This is a genomic window from Arthrobacter sp. PM3, assembly GCF_003352915.1.
GTDB lineage: Bacteria > Actinomycetota > Actinomycetes > Actinomycetales > Micrococcaceae > Arthrobacter.
The window spans coordinates 3,718,028-3,736,940 of record NZ_CP022314.1 but is presented as its reverse complement, the minus strand read 5'-3'; the positions used below and the strand labels follow the sequence as shown (position 1 = coordinate 3,736,940).

The window sequence follows — 18,913 nt, the reverse complement described above, 5'->3', positions numbered from 1 at the left end:
ACTCTAGACGTTGTTTAGGCGCCGTCACAGGGCCCGCGCTAGCCTTGGACCCTATGGTTGACGTTGAACGGTTCCGGATCCTCCTCACTCAGGAGCGCGACCGGAAGCTCGCCCTGTTGCCCGCCCTCCGCCGGGACATCACCTCGGTCAATGCCGCCCGGCAGGATTCCAACGTCGACGACGAGCACGATCCGGAGGGCGCGACGATCGCCTTCGAGCTCTCCCAGGCCTCGGCCCTGCTCGAGCAGAGCAAGGCCGGGCTCGCGCAGATCGAGGCGGCCTTGGCCCGGATCGACGCCGGTAGCTACGGGGTGTGTGAAGTGTGCGGCGGCCCGATCGCCGAGGGCCGGCTCGGCGCCAGGCCGTGGACCCCCTACTGCATCCGGCACTCTGCCGGGAAGGCGTAGCCGCCGGGTATGGGCCTCGCATTGACAGTCCTCGCGGCGGACGACCTCGCCGGCACGTGGTGGCAGCGGGTCGTGGGCGGCTTCAGCCACGCCCCTGCACCCGTGGTCACCGGTACCGAACTGCTGCTGGTGGTCGGCGTCGCTGTCGCGCTCTGCCTGCCGCGTGCCAGTTGGCGCTACTTCGGCCTGCTCGCCACCGTCACCCACGAACTGGGCCACGCCTTCGCGGCCGTCACCACGGGCCAGCGGCTCGGCGGCATCCGGCTGGGCCTGGACCACTCCGGCACCACCACGACCTACAGCAGGAGCAAGGCCTCCGCGGCCTGGTCCACGTTCTGGGGCTATCCCGTGCCCGCCGTCGTCGGCGCCGTGATGGTGTGGTGCGGTTTCAACGGCTGGGGCCCCGCGGCGATGTCCGTGGGCACGCTGGTGCTCCTGGCATCGTTGCTGTTCCTCCGCAACGGAGCGGGCCTGCTGATCACCGCTGCCGCCGTGCTGGCCGCGGCGCTCCTGGTGCTGTTTGTGCCGCCGGCATTCATCGGGCACGTCATGATCGTGCTGGGACTGGCGCTTCTGGTCGCCGCCGTCCGGGACCTGGGCAAACTGGCCAACGTCCACCTGCGGCACCGTGACCGGCTCCCGACGTCGGACGCGTACTTACTTGCCCGGGCCACGGCGGTGCCCGCCCCGCTGTGGATCGCGCTCTTCGCCGCGGTCGTGGCCGGTGCCTGGTGGTTTGCCTGGCAGCCGATGGCGCCGGTGTTCGCTGCCCTGTTCTGACAGCCCGAGTCCCGGCCTTAGGCTGGGACCATGAGCCAGACAACCCACACCGACGATCCCGGATTCAGCACCAAAGGCGCCTACGTGACCGGTGGTGCGGAATTCACCCGGGACACCAATTACATTGAGGACCGGATCACCCGGGACGGCGCTCCCGGCAACAATGGCGAGCCCGGCTGGCCTGTGGAGCCTGGCCGTTACCGCCTCATCGCGGCGCGCGCCTGCCCGTGGGCCAACCGCACCGTGATCGTGCGGCGGCTCCTGGGCTTGGAGGACGTCATCTCCCTCGGCCAGCCCGGACCCACCCACGACTCCCGATCCTGGACATTCGACCTCGACCCGGACGGCGTGGACCCCGTCCTCGGGATCGAGCGCATCCAGGACGCCTACTTCCGCCGCTTCCCCGACTACCCGCGCGGGATCACCGTTCCGGCGGTCGTGGACGTCCCCACCGGCCAGGTGGTGACCAACAACTTCCCCCAGATCACGCTGGACTTCTCCACGGAATGGACCGGCTACCACCGGCCCGGCGCTCCGGAGCTGTACCCGGAGCACCTCAGGGCGGAGATCGACGCAGTCAACAAGCGCGTCTTCACCGAAGTCAACAACGGCGTTTACCGCTGCGGTTTCGCCGGGTCCCAGGAGTCCTACGATGCCGCCTACGACCGGCTGTGGACGGCCCTGGACTGGCTGGAGGAACGCCTCTCCGGGCAGCGGTACCTGGTGGGCGAGACCATTACCGAGGCCGACGTCCGGCTCTTCACCACGCTGGTCCGCTTCGACGCCGTCTACCACGGCCACTTCAAATGCAACCGGAACAAGCTCAGCGAAATGCCCGTGCTCTGGGCCTACGCCCGTGACCTCTTCCAGACCCCGGGGTTCGGCGACACCATCGACTTCGTGCAGATCAAGCAGCACTATTACATCGTCCACGAGGACATCAATCCGACCGGGATCGTTCCGAAAGGACCGGAACTCGCCGGCTGGCTCTCAACGCACGGCCGCGAATCACTCGGCGGCCGGCCGTTCGGCGACGGCACCCCGCCGGGCCCGGTCCGCGCCGGTGAGGAGGTTACCCCGGGGCACGGGGCAGCCTGACCCGGCTGTATCTGATTCCGGCTGCATCTGATTCCGGCAGTATCTGGTTCCGGCAGAGCCGGCTTTCGTCCATTTGTCGCAGCAATTCCCCCGCCCTAGGGTGAACCGGGATGGTCACCCGTGAAAAGACAACCGCCCGACCCCCCTCCCGCCTGCTCAGATTGTCCCGCTCCGCGGGCAGCGCGGTCGCCGCGGCCGTGCTGTGGCCGCGGCTCCAACTGGCCCTGAAAGCGGCGATTGCGGCGGGCATTGCCTTCGCGATAGCGCCCTATATGCCCGGCTCCGCCGCTGAATACCCGTATTACGCTCCGCTTGGCGCCCTGGTGGCCATGTATGAGAACGTCGCCGGATCCATGCGGCAGGGCCTGCAGACGCTCGTGGGGCTCGCGATCGGGGTGGGGCTGGCGTTCGTGCTGTTCAGCCTGGGCCAGCCGTCCCCGGTGACAGTCGCGGTGGTCATGGGCGTGGGGGTCATCCTGGCCGGACTGCCGAAGATCGGTTCGGGCCGGGACTGGATCCCGACGGCGGCGCTCCTGGTCCTGCTGGTCGGCGGCCACAACCCGGACACGTTCTCGTTCGGCTACCTCTTCCAAATGGGGGTCGGCGTCACGGTGGGGATCGTCGTCAACCTTCTGGTGTTCCCGCCGCTGCACTTCCGGGCCGCGGCCCTGAGCATCGCCGAACTGCGCCAGGCCCTCGCCCAGCAGCTCTGGGACATGGGCAAGGCCCTCAAGGAGAGCTGGCCGCCGGAGCACGTCGATTGGTCCCGCCGCTCCGAGGCGCTGGCCGCGCACGCCCGCTCGGTGCGGTTCGCCGTCGAGAAGGCCGACGCAAGCCGGCGGGCCAATCCCCGGCGCCACCTGCACCCGCGCGACATGGACCGCGACTACCGGAACCTGCGGGACCTCGAGCGGCTTACGTTTCACGTCCAGGACGTCACCCAGGTCCTCTCGGACGTGATCTGGGCCGAGGACGCCCCCTTCGTGGTGCCCGACGAGTACACGGAGCCGCTCGGCGATGCCGTGTCCGCCGTCGGCGACGTGCTGCGGGCCACGGAAGAGGACCAGCCGGAACGCCAGGCCGAGCTTTCCGCAGCCGCCGACGCGGCGATCGACAGCCTCACCGCCAGGCTCGCCTCCGAACCGCGCCCCGTTGGTGCGGCCAGCGCGGTGGAATCCATCCTCGTGAGCCTGCACCGGATGCTGCGGGTGGTGAAGCACCCGGCCTGAGCAGTTCCCTCAGCAATTCGCCTAGGCCGGCGCCGCCACGGTGCCGCTGAAGTGCCGGCGGCCGGACAGCGGGTTCCACGCCACATAGTCCGAACGCTGCCAGGCGCCGCCGTCGGCCTGTACGGTGCTGATGTCCAGCGCCACCCTGGCCGGCAGGAACACCGGGGCCTCGAACGCCACCTCCCAGCTGAACGCGTCCCCCTTGACGGCGCCGACGTCGGCCAGCGCACGCGAGGCCAGGTACATGCCGTGGGCGAGGGAGCGCCGCAGCCCGAGGGCCTTGGCGGTCAGGACGCTCAGGTGGATGGGATTGAAGTCGCCGGACACGGCGGCGTAAGCACGTCCGGTATCCACGCCCAGCTGCCACAGGGCCGTGGGGTCCGGGGCCGAGAACGGCGGCGGCGTCACCGGCACGGAGGGCTTGTCGATCCCGGGAAGGAAGACGCCCTTGGCCAGGTAGGTCGAGACGCCGTGCCAGCGGACGGCGTCGTGCCCTGCGGCCCGGACCTCCGCCACGACGTCGAGCTGGGTGCCGGCCCGGTGACCCCGCAGATTGTCCACCCGTGCCCGGATGTCCAGGGCCTCGGTGAACATGACCGGGGCCGACTGCACCACCTTGTTGGTCAGGTGGATCATGCCGAGCAGCGGCAACGGAAAATCGTCCCGGTTCATGACGCTCATGGCCAGCGGAAAAGCCAGCGCATGGATGAACCCGGCGGGCAGGATGTCGCTCGCGGTCTCGCCGATCAGGTGCTGGTACGCCGTCAGGTTGGCCACGTCCGCCCGCACGCCGCGGACCTCATGGGTGAACGGGGGCAGGTCGGCGCCTCCGTGCGTGCCCAGGACCCGGCGTCGGGCTGCGGTGGCAGCGGCGTTGACGTAAAGCTTGGACAAGGACGGCATCTCGCCCAGGATGACGGTCTGGGGGCGGCTCATGCCCCCACCAGGTTCTGCCCGCAGACGCGCAGCACCTCCCCGGAAATTCCGCCGGCGGCGTCGCTGGCCAGGAACGCGATGGCCTCGGCGACGTCCTCCGGCCGGCCGCCCTGCTGCAGGGAGTTGAGCCGGCGTGCGACTTCACGGGTGGCAAAGGGGATCCGTGCGGTCATCTCCGTTTCAATGAAGCCGGGAGCGACCGCATTGATGGATCCGCCGTGCGCGCCGATGAGCGGCGCCGTGGCGCGGACCATGCCGATCACGCCGCCCTTGGACGCGGCATAGTTGGTCTGGCCGCGGTTGCCGGCGATGCCGCTGGTGGACGCCACGGACACGATCCGGGGGGCGCCGCGGAAATGCTCCGAGGCCAGCAGGGCCTCGTTGATCCGCAGCTGGGCGGCGATATTGACCCCGATCACGGCGTTCCAGCGGGCGGCATCCATGTTGGCCAGGAGCTTGTCCCGGGTGATCCCGGCATTGTGGATCACGATGTCCAGCCGGCCGTGCCTGGCCGCAGCGTGCTCGATGATCCGCCGCCCGGCGTCGTCGCGGCTGATGTCCAGCTGCAGGGCTGTGCCGTGGACCTCGTTGGCGACCTCGGCGAGGTGGTCGCCTGCGGCCGGGATGTCGACGACGATCAGCGTGGCGCCGTCGCGGTACAGGGTGCGGGCGATCGCGGCCCCGATGCCCCGGGCGGCGCCGGTCACGACGGCGACCTTGCCGGCCAGCGGCTTTTCGGCGTCGGCGGGCAGCTGCCCGGCGACGGAGGAGACAGTGAGGAACTGCCCGTCCACGAACGCGGAGCGGCCCGAGAGGAAGAACCGCAACGCCCCCAGGGTGGCGGGGCTGGTGGTGTCTGCGCCGTCGGCGAGCAGGATGCCGTTTCCGGTGGCGCCGGCGCGCAGCTCCTTCGCCAGTGACCGCAGGAGGCCGTCGACGCCCTGCCGGGCCGCGGCCGCGGCCGGGTCCGTGGCGGAGTCCGTCGTGCGGGACACGGTGATGACGCGGGCATTCGGGGCAAGGTCACGCAGCGAGGCGGCCGCCGTCAGGACCGGCTTTTCCAGGTCTTCGGGCCGCGCCAGCCCGTCCAGCACCAGGATGATCGCGCCCAGCTTTTCCTTCGGGATCGCGTGCCGGCGGACGTCGAGGTTCCAGGCCAGGAGGGTCGCGGCGAGATCGTCGGCGCCGGCGGTGGAGCCCTGGACCAGGACGGGGCCTTCGATGAGGGGGCGGCCGGGCTGGTGGCGGCGGAGCACCACCGGCTGCGGAAGCCCGAGTTTCCTGGCGATGTCCTTGCCGAGCCCGTGGCTGACGAGGCGTGTGTATTTGTCACTCATGGCGGTCCCCCTAGAGTGCTTCGAGAACGGCGACGACGCCCTGGCCGCCGGCGGCGCAGATGGAGACCAGGCCCCGGGCCGGCCGCCCGTCCACCTGGCCCTTGTCGTACAGCATCTTCGCCAGGGACGCCACGATCCGCCCGCCCGTGGCGGCAAACGGGTGCCCCGCGGCCAGCGATGAGCCGTTGACGTTCAGCTTGGACCGGTCGACGCTGCCGAATGCGCCGTCCAGGCCCAGCCGGGTGCGGCCGAACTCTTCGTCCTCCCAGGCGGCGAGCGTGCTGAGCACCGTGCCGGCGAAGGCCTCGTGGATCTCAAAGAAGTCGATGTCGTCGAAGGTCAGGTTGAGCCGCGCCAGCAGCCGGGGCACCGCGAACGCCGGTGCCATGAGGAGCCCGTCCTTGCCGTGGACGAAGTCGACGGCGGCAGCCTCGCCGTCCACCACGGCGGCCAGCTTGGGGAGGTCGTGGGCGTCCGCCCATTCCTCGGACGCGAGCAGCACCGTGGAGGCGCCGTCCGTCAGCGGAGTGGAGTTACCGGCGGTCATGGTCGCTTCGGCGCCCAGGTTCTTGCCGAAGACGGGCTTGAGGGCGGCCAGTTTCTCCAGGCTCGTATCGGCCCGCAGGTTGGAGTCCCGGCTCAGGCCCCGGTACGGGGTGATGAGGTCATCGAAGAAGCCGGCGTCGTAGGCGGCGGCCAGGTTTTGGTGGCTGTTGAAGGCCAGTTCGTCCTGGGCTTCGCGGGTGATCTTCCACTGCGCGGTGGTCAGCGCCTGGTGCTCGCCCATCGACAGTCCGGTCCGCGGCTCCCCCGTGTTCGGGGCGTCCGGGGCCAGGTCCTTGGGCCGGAGCCGGCTGAGGACCTGCAGCTTCCGGGAGACCGTCTTGGCCCGGTTCAGGTCCAGGAGAACCTCGCGCAGGCCCTCGCTGACGGCAATGGGGGCGTCGGAGGCGGAATCGACGCCGCCGGCGATCGCCGAATCGATCTGGCCCAGCTTGATCTTGTTGGCCAGGCCGAGGACCGTCTCCAGGCCGGTGGCGCAGGCCTGCTGGAGGTCGTAGGCCGGGGTCTCGGCCGACAGGGGTGAGCCGAGGACTGCTTCCCGGGTGAGATTGAAGTCCCGGGAGTGCTTGAGGACGGCGCCGGCAGCAACTTCCCCGATCCGTTCATCCTGGAGGCCGAAGCGGGCGATCAGTCCGTCCAGGGCGGCGGTGAGCATGTCCTGGTTGGAGGACTTGGTGTACGCCCCGCCGGTCCGGGCGAACGGGATGCGGTTCCCGCCCACCACCACGGCCTTGCGGAACTGCGACTCGGCTGCACCGGCCTTCGGTGCCCGGCCTGCGGCGGACGGTGCGGCGGGCGGCGCGGTCACAGGTTCCTGGGGTCCGGGTACTGACTGTCCGTTGACGGACATGGGCTGTCTCCTTCGATCAATGCGGTTACCGATACCCAGCGTACCTGATACGCTGAGTATCGTGAACACCCCCGAAGCACGTCCGCCGGCGGCCGCTGCGCACCCCGGGCAGGCCGCGGGCAAGGACGCCGGCGGTCCCGCCGTCGACGGCCGGGCCTCCCGCTGGCAGTCCCACCGCGAGCAGCGCCGCCGCGAACTGATCAAGTCCGCCCGGATGGCAGTCCATGCACTGGGCAGTGAGGCGTCCATGGAGGACATCGCCGTGGCCGCGGGAACGTCGAAATCGGTCTTCTACCGGTATTTCGGCGACAAGGCCGGCCTCCAGCAGGCGGTCGGCGAAGTGGTCCTGGGCCAGATGCAGCGCCGCATCCAGGACGCCGCCCAGAACGCCCAGACACCACGGGAAGGACTGTTCGCCATGGTCTCCGCCTATCTGCAGATGGCGGAAACCAGCCCGAACGTCTACGCCTTCGTGACCCGGCACGCCCCGGGGGACACGGAAGTGGCAGGCCCGTCGATGGCCACGGCGGGAGCGCTGAGCCACTTCTTCGCCGCCATCAGCGACATGATTGCCCGCCCCATGCGCAGCCACCTGGGCGGCGGCCCGGACAAGGAAGCCGTGATCGGCTACTGGCCCAATGCCGCGATCGGGCTGGTCCGCAATGCCGGAGAGCAATGGCTCGCCAGCCCGCCCGGACCCGCCAAGCCGGACCAGGAGGCCATGGCGCGGCAGATCACGGACTGGCTCTGCTTCGGGATCGCCCCCGAACTGCAGTCGCCCCCGAAGCAGCCGGACCCGCAGAACTGAATTGTCAGAACCAACGAAGGAATCGACATGACTGAACTAGCCGACCGTACCGCCAGCGCCGCGCCCGGCCGCACCGCAACTCCCGGAGCCGCTGCGGCAGCCGGCCGACCCGGCAGTGCCGGGTTGCCCGCCGTCGACGTCGCGGCCCTGGGCGAACAGCTGCTGGGCAAGTGGGCCGACGTGCGCCGGCACGCGCGGGACGTTTCCGGCCGGCCGGAGCTGCACAAGATCGAGGGCCTCACCCACACCGAACACCGGCGGCGCGCCTTCGGGCAGCTGGAACTTCTGGTGCGCAACAACGCCGTGCACCGGGCCTTTCCCGCCGCGCTGGGCGGCGCCGATGACCATGGCGGCAACATCGCCGGGTTCGAGGAACTGGTCACCGCCGATCCGTCGCTGCAGATCAAGGCCGGCGTGCAGTGGGGCCTCTTCGGCTCGGCCGTGATGCATCTGGGCACCGAGGACCACCACAGGAAGTGGCTGCCGGGCATCATGAGCCTGGCCATCCCCGGCTGCTTCGCCATGACCGAGACCGGGCACGGCTCGGATGTGGCCAGTATCGCCACGACGGCCACCTATGACCCGGCCTCCGAGGAATTCGTGATCCACACGCCCTTCCGGGCGGCTTGGAAGGACTACATCGGCAATGCCGCGATCGACGGCCTGGGCGCCGTCGTGTTTGCCCAGCTCGTGACCCGGGGCGTCAACCACGGCGTGCACGCTTTCTACCTGGACCTGCGCGACCCCGGTACCAAGGAGTTCCTGCCCGGCATCGGCGGCGAGGACGACGGCGTCAAGGGCGGCCTGAACGGCATCGACAACGGCCGGCTGCATTTCACGAACGTCCGCATTCCGCGCACCAACCTGCTCAACCGCTACGGCGACGTCGACGCCGAAGGCAACTACTCCTCCCCCATCGCCAGCCCCGGCCGGCGCTTCTTCACCATGCTCGGCACCCTCGTCCAGGGCCGGGTCTCCCTGGACGGCGCCGCCGTGGCCGCCTCCAAACTCGCGCTCAAGACCGCCATCCAGTACGCCACCGAGCGGCGGCAGTTCACTGCCTCCTCGCAGACCGACGAAGAGGTCCTGCTGGACTACCAGCGTCACCAGCGGCGCCTCTTCACCCGGCTCGCAACGACATATGCGGCCAGCTTCGCGCACGAGCAGCTGCTGGAGAAGTTCGACGACGTCTTCTCCGGCCGGCACGACACCGACGAGGACCGCCAGGACCTCGAGACCCTGGCCGCGGCGCTGAAGCCGCTGAGCACCTGGCATGCCCTGGACACCCTCCAGGAATGCCGCGAGGCCTGCGGCGGCGCCGGCTTCCTGATCGAGAACCGCTTTGCGTCGCTGCGCGCTGACCTCGACGTCTATGTGACGTTCGAGGGTGACAACACGGTGCTGCTGCAGCTCGTCGCCAAGCGCCTGCTCGCCGACTACGCCAAGGAATTCCGTAACGTCAACGTCGGTGTCCTGGCCCGGTACGTCGTCAACCAGGCCACGGGCACCGCACTGCACCGCAGCGGGCTGCGCCAGGTGGCGCAGTTCGTGGCGGACACCGGTTCGGTGCAGAAGGCGGCCATCGCCATCCGCGACGAAGCGGGCCAGCGCGCCCTGCTGACGGACCGGGTGCAGACCATGGTGGCGCAGGCCGGGGCGGCGCTCAAGGGCGCCGGCCGGCTTCCGCAGGAGCAGGGCGCGGCCGTGTTCAACGCCCACCAGCACGAGCTCATCGAGGCCGCCCAGGCCCATGCGGAACTGTTGCAGTGGGAAGCCTTCACCGACGCGCTCGGCACGGTGACCGACCCCGGGACCCGCAGGGTCCTGACCTGGCTCCGCGATCTCTTCGGCCTGTCGCTGATCGAAAAGCACCTCGCCTGGTACCTCATGAACGGCCGGCTGTCGATGCAGCGCGGACGCACCGTGGGCGAGTACATCAACCGGCTTTTGGTCAAGATCCGCCCGCACGCCGTGGATCTCGTGGACGCCTTCGGCTACGGGCCGGAGCACCTCCGGGCCGAGATCTCCACCGGCGCGGAGAAGATCCGCCAGGACGAGGCCCGGGCGTATTCCCGGGCGCAGCGGGCCAGCGGAGAGGCGCCGCTGGATGAGAAGATTCTGATCGCCCGTACCGCGCTGCAGGGCAAAGCCGCGCGCGCCTGAGCCTGGAACGCACGACGGCGCCGCCCCCTTGGCCGGGAGCGGCGCCGTCGTGCGTCAACGGGTCGTGGGTCAGGACACCGGGTCCGGCAGGACCGAGCGGTAGACCTCCAGCGTCGTTTCGGTGATGGACTCCCAGGAGAAGTGGTCCTCGGCCCGGCGCCGGCCGGCGGCCCCCATGGCCCGGGCCCTGGCCGGATCGGAGACGACCTCGGTCAGCGCGGCGGCGAACTCGGAGACGAACTTCTCCGGATCAAGCGGGGTGCCCGTGCCGTCGGTGACCTGCTCCAGCTCGACAAGCAGCCCGGTCACGCCGTGATCCACGACCTCCGGGATGCCGCCGGTGGCGCTGGCCACCACGGCAGCGCCGCACGCCATCGCCTCCAGGTTCACGATGCCCAGCGGCTCGTAGATGGACGGGCAGGCGAACGCCGTGGCGTGGCTGAGGACCTGGATGAGCTCGTTGCGGGGCAGCATCCGCTCCACCACGATCACCCCGGTACGCCGGCTCTGCAGATCCTCGATGAGCCGCGCGGTCTCGGCCGCCAGTTCCGGGGTGTCGGCGGCGCCGAGGCACAGCACCAGCTGGACGTCGGCCGGCAGCTTCGCGGCGGCGCGGAGCAGGTAGGGAACACCTTTCTGCCGCGTGTTGCGGCCGACGAACACCACGCTTGGCAGCGCCGGGTCAATCCCGAGGCCGCGGACCACGTCCTCGCCCTCGTCCCGGTTCCACAGGCTGACGTCGATGCCGTTGTGGACCACCTTGACCTTGGCCGGGTCGACGTCCGGGTAGCTGCGCAGGATGTCCTGCCGCATGCCTTCCGAGACGGCGATGATGGCGGCGGCCGCCTCGTAGGCGGTCTTCTCCACCCAGGAGGACACGGCGTAGCCGCCGCCGAGCTGTTCGGCCTTCCACGGGCGCAGCGGCTCCAGGCTGTGGGCGCTGAGCACATGCGGGATCCCGTGCAGGAGGGACGCGATGTGTCCGGCCATGTTCGCGTACCAGGTGTGGGAATGCACCAGGTCCGCGCCGGCGATGTCCGGAACGATCCTCAGGTCCACCCCCAGTGTCTGGATGGCCGCATTGGCAGGACCCAGGTCGTCCGGCACGGCATAGGACGTGACCGCCGCTCCGTGATAGTCGGGGTCGCGGGGCGCGCCGAAGGCACGCACCTTCAGGTCCACCCGGCCAGCCAGGACCCTGCTGAGTTCGGCCACGTGGACGCCGGCGCCGCCGTAGATTTCCGGCGGGAATTCTTTGGTCACAATGTCTATTCGCACATGCACCAAGGTAGTCGTTACGGTGGAACTGATCTAGTGTGAAGACGTCCGGGCTTGCCGGACTGTTTTGGGGAGTAACGAAGGCGTTCAGGAGCGATCACTATGCCGCATCAGAAGAAAGTCTTGGCAATTGTCCTCGCAGGTGGCGAGGGAAACCGGCTTATGCCATTGACGGCAGACCGGGCCAAGCCGGGCGTGCCATTTGCCGGGAGTTACCGGCTCATTGACTTTGCCCTTTCCAACCTGGTGAATTCCCGGTATCTGCAAATTGTGGTATTGACGCAATACAAGTCGCACAGCCTCGACCGTCATATTTCCGAAACATGGCGCATGTCCACCCAGCTGGGCAATTATGTCGCGTCGGTGCCGGCGCAGCAGCGCGTCGGCAAGAGCTGGTTCCTGGGCAGCGCCAACGCCATCTACCAGTCCCTGAACCTGATCCACGATGCCAACCCGGACATCGTCGTCGTGGTCGGCGCCGACCACGTGTACCGCATGGATTTCTCCCAGATGGTCGAGCAGCACGTGCGCAGCGGCGCCAAGGCCACCGTCGCCGCCGTCCGCCAGCCGCTGAACATGGCGAACCAGTTCGGCGTCATCGAAACGGACCAGGACAACCCGGACAGGATCCACGCCTTCGTCGAGAAGCCGTCCTCAACACCCGGGCTGGCCGCGGACCCCACCCAGTTCCTTGCCTCCATGGGCAACTACGTCTTCGACGCCGACGCCCTGGTCGAGGCCCTGCACGTCGATGCCGAGCGTCTGGACACCAAGCACGACATGGGCGGGGACATCATTCCCTACTTCGTCAGCAAGGGCGAGGCCGGCGTCTACGACTTCACCCTGAATGACATCCCCGGCTCCACGGACCGGGACCGCACCTACTGGCGGGACGTCGGCACCATCGATTCGTTCTACGACGCGCACATGGACCTGATCTCCCCCGTCCCGGTGTTCAACCTGTACAACTCCGAGTGGCCGATCTACACGCGCCAGAGCATCTCGCCACCGGCCAAGTTTGTCCGCGGGCAGTCCAACTCCGTCGGCACGGCCCTGGATTCCATCGTGGCCAGCGGCGTCGTCGTTTCGGGCGGCATTGTGGAGGGCTCCGTGCTCTCCAACGATGTCTATGTCGGCAACGCGAGCAGGGTCCTCGACTCGGTCCTGATGGACAAGGTCAACGTCGGCGAGGGCGCGGTCATCAAGCGCGCCATCATCGACAAGAACGTCAGGATTCCCGCCGGAGCCGCGATCGGCCTGGACGCCGAGCTGGACCGGGCACGTGGGTTCAAGGTCACCGAATCCGGGATCACGGTCCTGTCCAAGGGGCAGCTGGTGCCGGAACCCTCGGACACAGAGCGCACACTGTCCGCTGCGCACCTTCGCGTCGTGCCGGACGCCGTCCGTGCCGTCAGCGAGGAGTGGCGGTCGCTGCGCGAAGCCGATGCCGGCGCCGCGGATGCGCAGGGAACGCACTCGACCACCGCCTGACGCGGCGGGGTTGCGGGGGCCCGGCACCGGCGTCGGACCGGGCCCCCGCCACCCTGTAAAATTGGGACAATGAGCTCCCCCGATCTGTCCTCCGATCTTCCGTCTGCCGACCAGGGCGCAGGTTCGGCCGATGCCGAGCTGACCGCGGAGGAAATCCGGGCCTGCCTGAAGGTCCTGAACACCATTCACGCCTACGACGAGGAGCACCCGGACTACGTCTCGGTGCGCCGCGCCACCGGCAAGATGTTCAAGGCCGTGAAGCGCCACCGGCGGGTCACGAAGCGGGATGAGATCGCGGAGGCGGACCGGGCCGTGATCGCGCAGACGGCGACCGCGGCCCCCGACAGGATCGACGACGAGACGCGCGGCAACAAGCTCGCCCCGTCCGCCACCGGCGAGATCGCGGGACACCTGATCAGGTCACGCCCGTGCTACATCTGCAAGCAGCACTACACCCAGGTGGATGCCTTCTATCACCAGCTGTGCCCCGAGTGCGCCCTGTTCAGCCACAGCAAGCGCGATGCCCGCACCGACCTGACCGGCCGCAGGGCGCTGCTGACCGGCGGCCGGGCGAAAATCGGCATGTACATTGCCCTGCGGCTCCTCCGGGACGGCGCCCACACCACCATCACCACCCGTTTTCCCAAGGACGCCGCGCGTCGCTTCGCGGCCATGGAGGACAGCGCCGAGTGGTTGCACCGGCTCCGGATTGTGGGCATCGACCTCCGCGACCCGTCCCAGGTGATGGCCCTGACGGACTCCCTCGACGCCGCAGGACCGCTGGACATCATCATCAATAACGCCGCCCAGACCGTGCGCCGGTCCGGCTACGCCTACAAGCCGCTGGTCGACGCCGAGGACGAGCCGCTGCCCGCAGCGCTGCAGGCCGCCAACGGCGGCCCCGAGCTCGTGACGTTCGGCCACGCGCACGACAAACATCCGCTTGCCCTGGCCAGCAGCGTCCTGGAGCACCCCGTGCTCGCCGGCGATGCCGTCACGTCCCTGGCTCTGTCCACGGGTTCCGCGTCGCTGGAGCGGATCGCCGCGGGCACCGCGATCGACGCCGGCGGGCTGGTGCCGGATCTCGCCACCATCAACAGCTGGACCCAGGTGGTGGACGAAGTCGACCCGCTGGAGATGCTCGAAGTGCAGCTGTGCAACGTGACGGCCCCCTTCCTGCTCGTGAGCAGGCTGCGCGGCGCCATGAAACGCTCCACTGCGCGGCGCAAGTACATCGTCAACGTCAGCGCCATGGAGGGCCAGTTCTCCCGGGCCTACAAGGGCCCCGGCCACCCGCACACCAACATGGCCAAGGCGGCGCTGAACATGATGACGCGCACCAGCGCCCAGGAGATGCTCGACGCCGACGGGATCCTGATGACGGCGGTGGATACCGGTTGGATCACGGACGAGCGGCCGCACTACACGAAGGTCCGTCTCATGGAGGAAGGCTTCCACGCACCCCTGGACCTGGTCGACGGCGCGGCCCGGGTCTACGACCCCATCGTGATGGGCGAGGCCGGCGAGGACCAGTACGGCGTCTTCCTGAAGGATTACAAGCCCAGCCCCTGGTGACGGGCCTACGGCCGGCGTCGCTGCGCCGTCGTAAGGGTCTTATGGCCCTAATCGGGGTCCGGGCGGGTCCGTAACGTGGCTGACCATGGATACAACCACGCCCTCGCCCGATTACTCGCTCACCATGGACCAATGCTGGGTCCTGCTCGACACCGAAACCGTCGGGCGGGTTGCGCTGATCGTCGACAGCCATCCGGAGATCTTTCCGGTGAACTTTGTGCTTGACCGCCGCGCTATCGTGTTCCGGACCTCCGGCGGCACGAAGCTCTGGGGCGCCATCACGGCCAAACCGGTTGCGTTCGAGATCGACGGGTACGACGTCCATGACGAGGCAGCGTGGAGTGTGATGGCGCGCGGCGAGGCCGAACTGATCGAAAACCAGGACGAGAAGGACGCCGTGGACGCACTTCTCCTGGAGCCGTGGCAGCCCGGCGAGAAGGCGTACTATGTGCGGGTTGCCCCCAAGGCCCTGACCGGCCGCCGCTTCAAGGTCAACAGGCCCGACGTGTGGACCACCCGGCTCTCAGATCCGCGCCGGGCAACATTCGAATAGGAAGCATGCCGTGGGGTCACCCTCGGCGGAGGACATGTGCTGCTGGCGCCCGGGTTGAGGGGGCGCCAGCAGTCCGCGGGTTGCCGGGATTGAAGGGTGCCAGGGTGCATGAGGGGTTCAATTCCCGCCGGCGACGCCCCTCACCGCGGGACATGCTCAGTCGTCACCGTAAGCAGTGGACATAGGGCCGCTATGCCCACCGGCCGCGCCAGGAAATGAGCATGCTCCTCGCTGGAGGCACCCAAGAACGGGCATGTTCCAAACGTGGGGCCTAGGAGTGGGGATGCCCTGAGGGAAGGGCGCCGGCCAATGAGCATGCCCCAAGCACGGCCCGGGAACTGAGCATGCGCATGGGGGCGCGTAGTCACGACTGAGCATGCGCGTCGGGGCGCGTAGTCACGACTGAGCATGCGCGTCGGGGCGCGTAGTCACGACTGAGCATGTTCCGTGCACGGGGGAACAATGAGCATGTCCCCCGGGGCCGACCTTACGGCCTCACAGAATCGCTACCGCACTGAAGGGCAGCCCCAAGGGACTGCAGCTTCCTGTGTCATGCCTTTTCGGGCGAGTGCACGATGAGCACGGGACAGTGCGCGTGCGCCACGCAGGCCGAGCTGACCGAGCCCAGCAGCAGGCCGCCGAACCCGCCGTGACCTCGGCGGCCCAGGACGAGCATGTCCGCCGTCTTGCTCTCCTCGATCAGGAGGTGGCGGGGATGGCCCTGGACAAGCCGGGATTCGACGTTAGCCGGAGCATCCGGACCGAACGCCTTCGTGACCGCTTCCGCGAGGATCTCCCCTGCCCGGACATCGAAGTCGTCAATGCCTACGGCCACATAGCCGTCGTAGACCGGCGGATAGTCCCAGCACGCCAGTGCAACCACTTTGGCGTTCAGGGGCACCGCGAGGCTCTGCGCCTTCCGGAGCGCCTCCACGGACGCCTCCGAGCCGTCAACGCCGACCACAATGGTCCGGGTGTCCCTGGCTTCGTTCATCGCTGGTCCTTATCGTCGTCCGGCCCGGCGTCCTTCCCGGATAGCGCCGGTCCCATGATGTCGCCGGACCGGCCCGGCGCCTAGGGCCAAAAGTCATGCCGGCCCGGCCGCCCGGCATGCCGCAGAACGGACGTCCCGGCGTGCCGGACGGCGGGTCGTGCGTCTCCCCTCGGGCACTATGGCCCTTGTTCGCGTGACCGGTGTCGACAAGAATGGCAAACGGTTGGGGAACCGGTCAGACGGTTAAAATACAAGAAGCTACTGAAAACGGTCCAACGACAAGCGGCCGGACAGGAGAATCATGATTGCCTGGTCAGATGCAGGTCTCACTGCACCCGATGGCGTGCCGGCGGTGATCCGCGTCTTTATCCTCGACGACCACGAACTGGTTCGACGAGGTCTGCAGGAACTCCTCGAAGGCGAGGGCTTTGTCGTCGTCGGCAGTTCCGGGTCCGCCGTCGAGGCGGCGCGCCGGATTCCGGCCCTGCATCCCGACGTGTGCGTGCTGGATGCCCGGCTTCCCGACGGAACCGGCATTGAGGTTTGCCGCGACGTACGGTCGGTGGACGCTTCGTTGAACTGCATCATCCTGACGAGTTTTGACGATGAGCAGGCCCTGCGCGGGGCCGTCCTGGCCGGTGCGCGCGGCTACGTGCTCAAGGAGATCGGCGGCACGGACCTGATCGGCGCGTTGCGGAAGGCAGCCGCCGGGGAGTCCCTGTTCGAGGAAGGTGTCGCGTCCGGGATCGTTGAGAGCCTTGTCGAGGCCGACGAAGTCGATCCCCGCACCTCTTCCCTCACTCCGCAGGAACGCAGGGTCCTCGAACTCGTTGGCGGCGGACTGACTAACCGGCAGATTGCGGCCGAGATGTTCCTGGCCGAAAAGACGGTCAAGAACTACGTGTCCTCGCTGCTGGCCAAACTGGGATTCGAACGCCGCACGCAGGCGGCCGTCTTCATCGCCAGCCCCGCGCTGCCGGTCCCTTCGGGCGGGAATGCCGACGCGGCCCGGCCGCACACCGTCCGCTGATGCAGGGCAGCCCGGCTCACCGGATCAAGGGGCCGAGGCGAGCGGGGGCCTAGAGCGGCACCGACCATTCCAGGCTTGTACCGGCGTCGGGCGTACTCGTGATGGTGCACTCGCCGTCGAGCATCCGCGCCCTGTCCTCGAGGTTGATCAGTCCGCCGCGCTTGTCCGGATCGGCGAAGCCGGTGCCGTTGTCGCTGATCACCACGTTGACGCGGCCGTTGATGACGGCGACCGAGACTGAAATTGCGTCCGCCCCGGAGTGCCGGATCGCGTTGCTGAGTCCCTCGGAGACGACTGCCACCACGTTGTCCGCTTTGTCCGGCGTGACAGCATCCACCGGCCCGGTGATCGTCAGGCGCGGGGCGAACGGCATGGACTTCGCCGAGCTCTTGGCGACCCGGCGGATCCGGCCGCTGAGCAGCTCAATTTCTCCGGTGCTGCTCTTGAGGGAGTAGATGGTGTCCCGCAGGCTCCGGATGGCCTCATCGAGTTCGCCGGTGATGTTCCGGATCCGTTCCAGCGCCATCTCTTCCTTCGTGAAACGGGTCAGGCTTTGTACGCTCAGCCCGGCAGCGAAGAGGCGTTGGATGACGAGGTCGTGCAGGTCCCGGGCGATCCGGTCGCGGTCGGTGAAGACCAGGAGTTCCTCGCGGAGGCGGTGCACCCGGGCCAGTTCCAGGGCCAGGGCCACATGGGACCCGAAGACGGCCCCCATCTCGATGTCGGTCCGGCCGTAGTGGATGGAGTCCTTCGTCCGCGCCAGCAGGAGCAGGCCATGGTGGGCGCCCTGGGTGCTCAATGCCACCGCGAGCAGCGGACCTCTCACCGTGCTGTCCACGCTGCCCAGTACCTCTGAGGCGTCGTCGAAGACCACCGGCTCGCCGCCGTCCAGCACTGCCTCCAGGAGGTCGGACTCGAGGGGCAGGGACCGTCCCGAGAAGGCCGGGCCGCGCTCGCCGGCGACCCCGATCACGACATGGCCCGGGGCCGTTGCCGCGGGAGCTACGATGAGGGCGAGGTCGGACGAGGATTCCTGGAGGGCCCGTCCCGCGATCGGATCCAGGCCGCCGGACGTGTAGTCGCGGTCCGTGCTGAGCATCAGCCCGGAGACGTCCATGCTGACTTCCAGCCAGCGTGCCCTGCGGCGCGCGTCGTCATAGAGCCGGGCGTTTTCGATCGAAACGCCGGCGGCCGCGGCGAGGGCGACGGCGAGGGCCTCGTCCTCGGCGGTGAAGTCTCCCCCGCCTTCCTTCTCGGTCAGGTAAAGATTCCCGAAAACCACCTCGCGGACGCGGACGGGGACACCCAGAAATGAGCGCATGGGCGGGTGGTGGTCGGGGAAGCCGTAGGACTCCGGGTGCTGGCGAAGATCATGCAGCCGCAGCGGCCGCGGGTCGGACGTCAGCAGCCCGAGTACGCCGTGGCCGGTCGGCAGAGGGCCGATCCGCCGTGCGAGGTCGTTGTCGATGCCGACGGTAATGAAGTGGCTCAGGGCGCGGTCATCGCCGATCACCCCCAACGCGCCGAAGCGGGCGTGCAGCAGGCGGCACGCGGACCGGACCACCCGTTCCAGCACCGCATCCAGGCTCAGGTCCTCCGCCACGGCCACTACCGCTTCCAGCAGCCCGGTCATCCGCTCCTGGGACTGCAGCAGTTCCTCTGCCCTCGAACCGAAACCCCTCAGCAGGTCCTCAAGCCTGGGGTTCGTGTCGGAGGCGGTGGTATGCGCATGGCTCTCACCCGTCGAATGCATAAATTGCCCCAATCGTTCCGGCGCTCGTCGACGCTGACGACGTGATGCCAGAATACCGCGATCCACC

The 18,913-nt window shown here is 68.6% G+C and carries 16 protein-coding genes; 10 read left to right on the top strand and 6 right to left on the bottom strand.

What is annotated here, in order from left to right; all coding sequences use genetic code 11:
* The first annotated feature begins 53 nt into the window (after positions 1-53).
* The 4 genes from CFN17_RS17020 (at position 54) to CFN17_RS17005 (ending at position 3,514) form a co-directional block, all read left to right on the top strand.
* Positions 54-407 (top strand): TraR/DksA C4-type zinc finger protein, encoded by a 354-nt coding sequence (locus CFN17_RS17020; protein ID WP_208748900.1) that lies wholly within the window; start codon positions 54-56, stop codon positions 405-407.
* Between the two features lie 9 nt (positions 408-416).
* The gene (locus CFN17_RS17015; RefSeq protein ID WP_208748899.1) at positions 417-1,187 is read left to right on the top strand and encodes a M50 family metallopeptidase; all 771 of its coding nucleotides are present in this window, start codon (positions 417-419) and stop codon (positions 1,185-1,187) included.
* 30 nt (positions 1,188-1,217) lie between these two features.
* Positions 1,218-2,285 (top strand): glutathione S-transferase family protein, encoded by a 1,068-nt coding sequence (locus CFN17_RS17010; protein ID WP_208748898.1) that lies wholly within the window; start codon positions 1,218-1,220, stop codon positions 2,283-2,285.
* A 161-nt stretch (positions 2,286-2,446) separates the two neighbouring features.
* Positions 2,447-3,514: an aromatic acid exporter family protein gene (locus CFN17_RS17005; RefSeq protein WP_395925447.1), complete on the top strand. Its 1,068-nt coding sequence runs from the start codon at positions 2,447-2,449 to the stop codon at positions 3,512-3,514.
* Between the two features lie 21 nt (positions 3,515-3,535).
* On the opposite strand, the gene CFN17_RS17000 is transcribed toward CFN17_RS17005, so the two are convergent.
* The 3 genes from CFN17_RS17000 to CFN17_RS16990 are packed head-to-tail and all read right to left on the bottom strand — an operon-like array spanning position 3,536 to position 7,201.
* The gene (locus CFN17_RS17000; protein WP_208748896.1) at positions 3,536-4,450 is read right to left on the bottom strand and encodes a MaoC/PaaZ C-terminal domain-containing protein; all 915 of its coding nucleotides are present in this window, start codon (positions 4,448-4,450) and stop codon (positions 3,536-3,538) included.
* Positions 4,447-5,787: a 3-oxoacyl-ACP reductase gene (locus CFN17_RS16995; protein WP_208748895.1), complete on the bottom strand. Its 1,341-nt coding sequence runs from the start codon at positions 5,785-5,787 to the stop codon at positions 4,447-4,449. Before CFN17_RS16995 ends, CFN17_RS17000 begins: the two co-directional genes overlap by 4 nt.
* A gap of 10 nt (positions 5,788-5,797) precedes the next feature.
* Positions 5,798-7,201 carry an acetyl-CoA C-acetyltransferase gene (locus tag CFN17_RS16990; protein ID WP_208748894.1) on the bottom strand — a complete coding sequence of 468 codons (1,404 nt, stop codon included), beginning with the start codon at positions 7,199-7,201 and terminating at the stop codon, positions 5,798-5,800.
* A 61-nt stretch (positions 7,202-7,262) separates the two neighbouring features.
* Here CFN17_RS16990 and CFN17_RS16985 point away from each other — a divergent pair, with 61 nt between their 5' ends.
* On the top strand, positions 7,263-8,009 hold the full coding sequence (locus tag CFN17_RS16985; RefSeq protein WP_261792249.1) for a TetR/AcrR family transcriptional regulator: 747 nt from the start codon (positions 7,263-7,265) through the stop codon (positions 8,007-8,009).
* Positions 8,010-8,036: 27 nt separating this feature from the next.
* A complete protein-coding gene (locus CFN17_RS16980; RefSeq protein WP_208748893.1) occupies positions 8,037-10,172 on the top strand; it encodes an acyl-CoA dehydrogenase in 2,136 nt (711 codons plus the stop codon).
* Between the two features lie 69 nt (positions 10,173-10,241).
* Here the strand turns inward: CFN17_RS16980 and glgA are convergent, their stop codons facing one another.
* On the bottom strand, positions 10,242-11,450 hold the full coding sequence (glgA, locus tag CFN17_RS16975; RefSeq protein ID WP_222612642.1) for a glycogen synthase: 1,209 nt from the start codon (positions 11,448-11,450) through the stop codon (positions 10,242-10,244).
* 102 nt (positions 11,451-11,552) lie between these two features.
* Here glgA and glgC point away from each other — a divergent pair, with 102 nt between their 5' ends.
* The 3 genes from glgC to CFN17_RS16960 all read left to right on the top strand — a co-directional run bounded on the left by glgC (position 11,553) and on the right by CFN17_RS16960 (position 15,069).
* The gene (gene glgC / locus CFN17_RS16970) at positions 11,553-12,941 is read left to right on the top strand and encodes a glucose-1-phosphate adenylyltransferase (RefSeq protein WP_208748891.1); all 1,389 of its coding nucleotides are present in this window, start codon (positions 11,553-11,555) and stop codon (positions 12,939-12,941) included.
* Between the two features lie 69 nt (positions 12,942-13,010).
* The gene (locus CFN17_RS16965) at positions 13,011-14,516 is read left to right on the top strand and encodes an SDR family oxidoreductase (protein WP_261792248.1); all 1,506 of its coding nucleotides are present in this window, start codon (positions 13,011-13,013) and stop codon (positions 14,514-14,516) included.
* An 85-nt stretch (positions 14,517-14,601) separates the two neighbouring features.
* Positions 14,602-15,069, top strand: coding sequence for a pyridoxamine 5'-phosphate oxidase family protein (locus tag CFN17_RS16960; RefSeq protein ID WP_208748890.1), 468 nt, complete (start codon positions 14,602-14,604; stop codon positions 15,067-15,069).
* Positions 15,070-15,619: 550 nt separating this feature from the next.
* On the opposite strand, the gene CFN17_RS16955 is transcribed toward CFN17_RS16960, so the two are convergent.
* Positions 15,620-16,063: a universal stress protein gene (locus CFN17_RS16955; protein WP_208748889.1), complete on the bottom strand. Its 444-nt coding sequence runs from the start codon at positions 16,061-16,063 to the stop codon at positions 15,620-15,622.
* 301 nt (positions 16,064-16,364) lie between these two features.
* On the opposite strand from CFN17_RS16955, the gene CFN17_RS16950 reads away from it, so the two are divergent.
* Complete coding sequence (locus CFN17_RS16950; protein WP_208748888.1) at positions 16,365-17,093, top strand: response regulator transcription factor; 729 nt, start codon at positions 16,365-16,367, stop codon at positions 17,091-17,093.
* A gap of 49 nt (positions 17,094-17,142) precedes the next feature.
* On the opposite strand, the gene CFN17_RS16945 is transcribed toward CFN17_RS16950, so the two are convergent.
* Positions 17,143-18,846 (bottom strand): GAF domain-containing sensor histidine kinase, encoded by a 1,704-nt coding sequence (locus CFN17_RS16945; RefSeq protein ID WP_208748887.1) that lies wholly within the window; start codon positions 18,844-18,846, stop codon positions 17,143-17,145.
* Between the last annotated feature and the right edge of the window lie 67 nt (positions 18,847-18,913).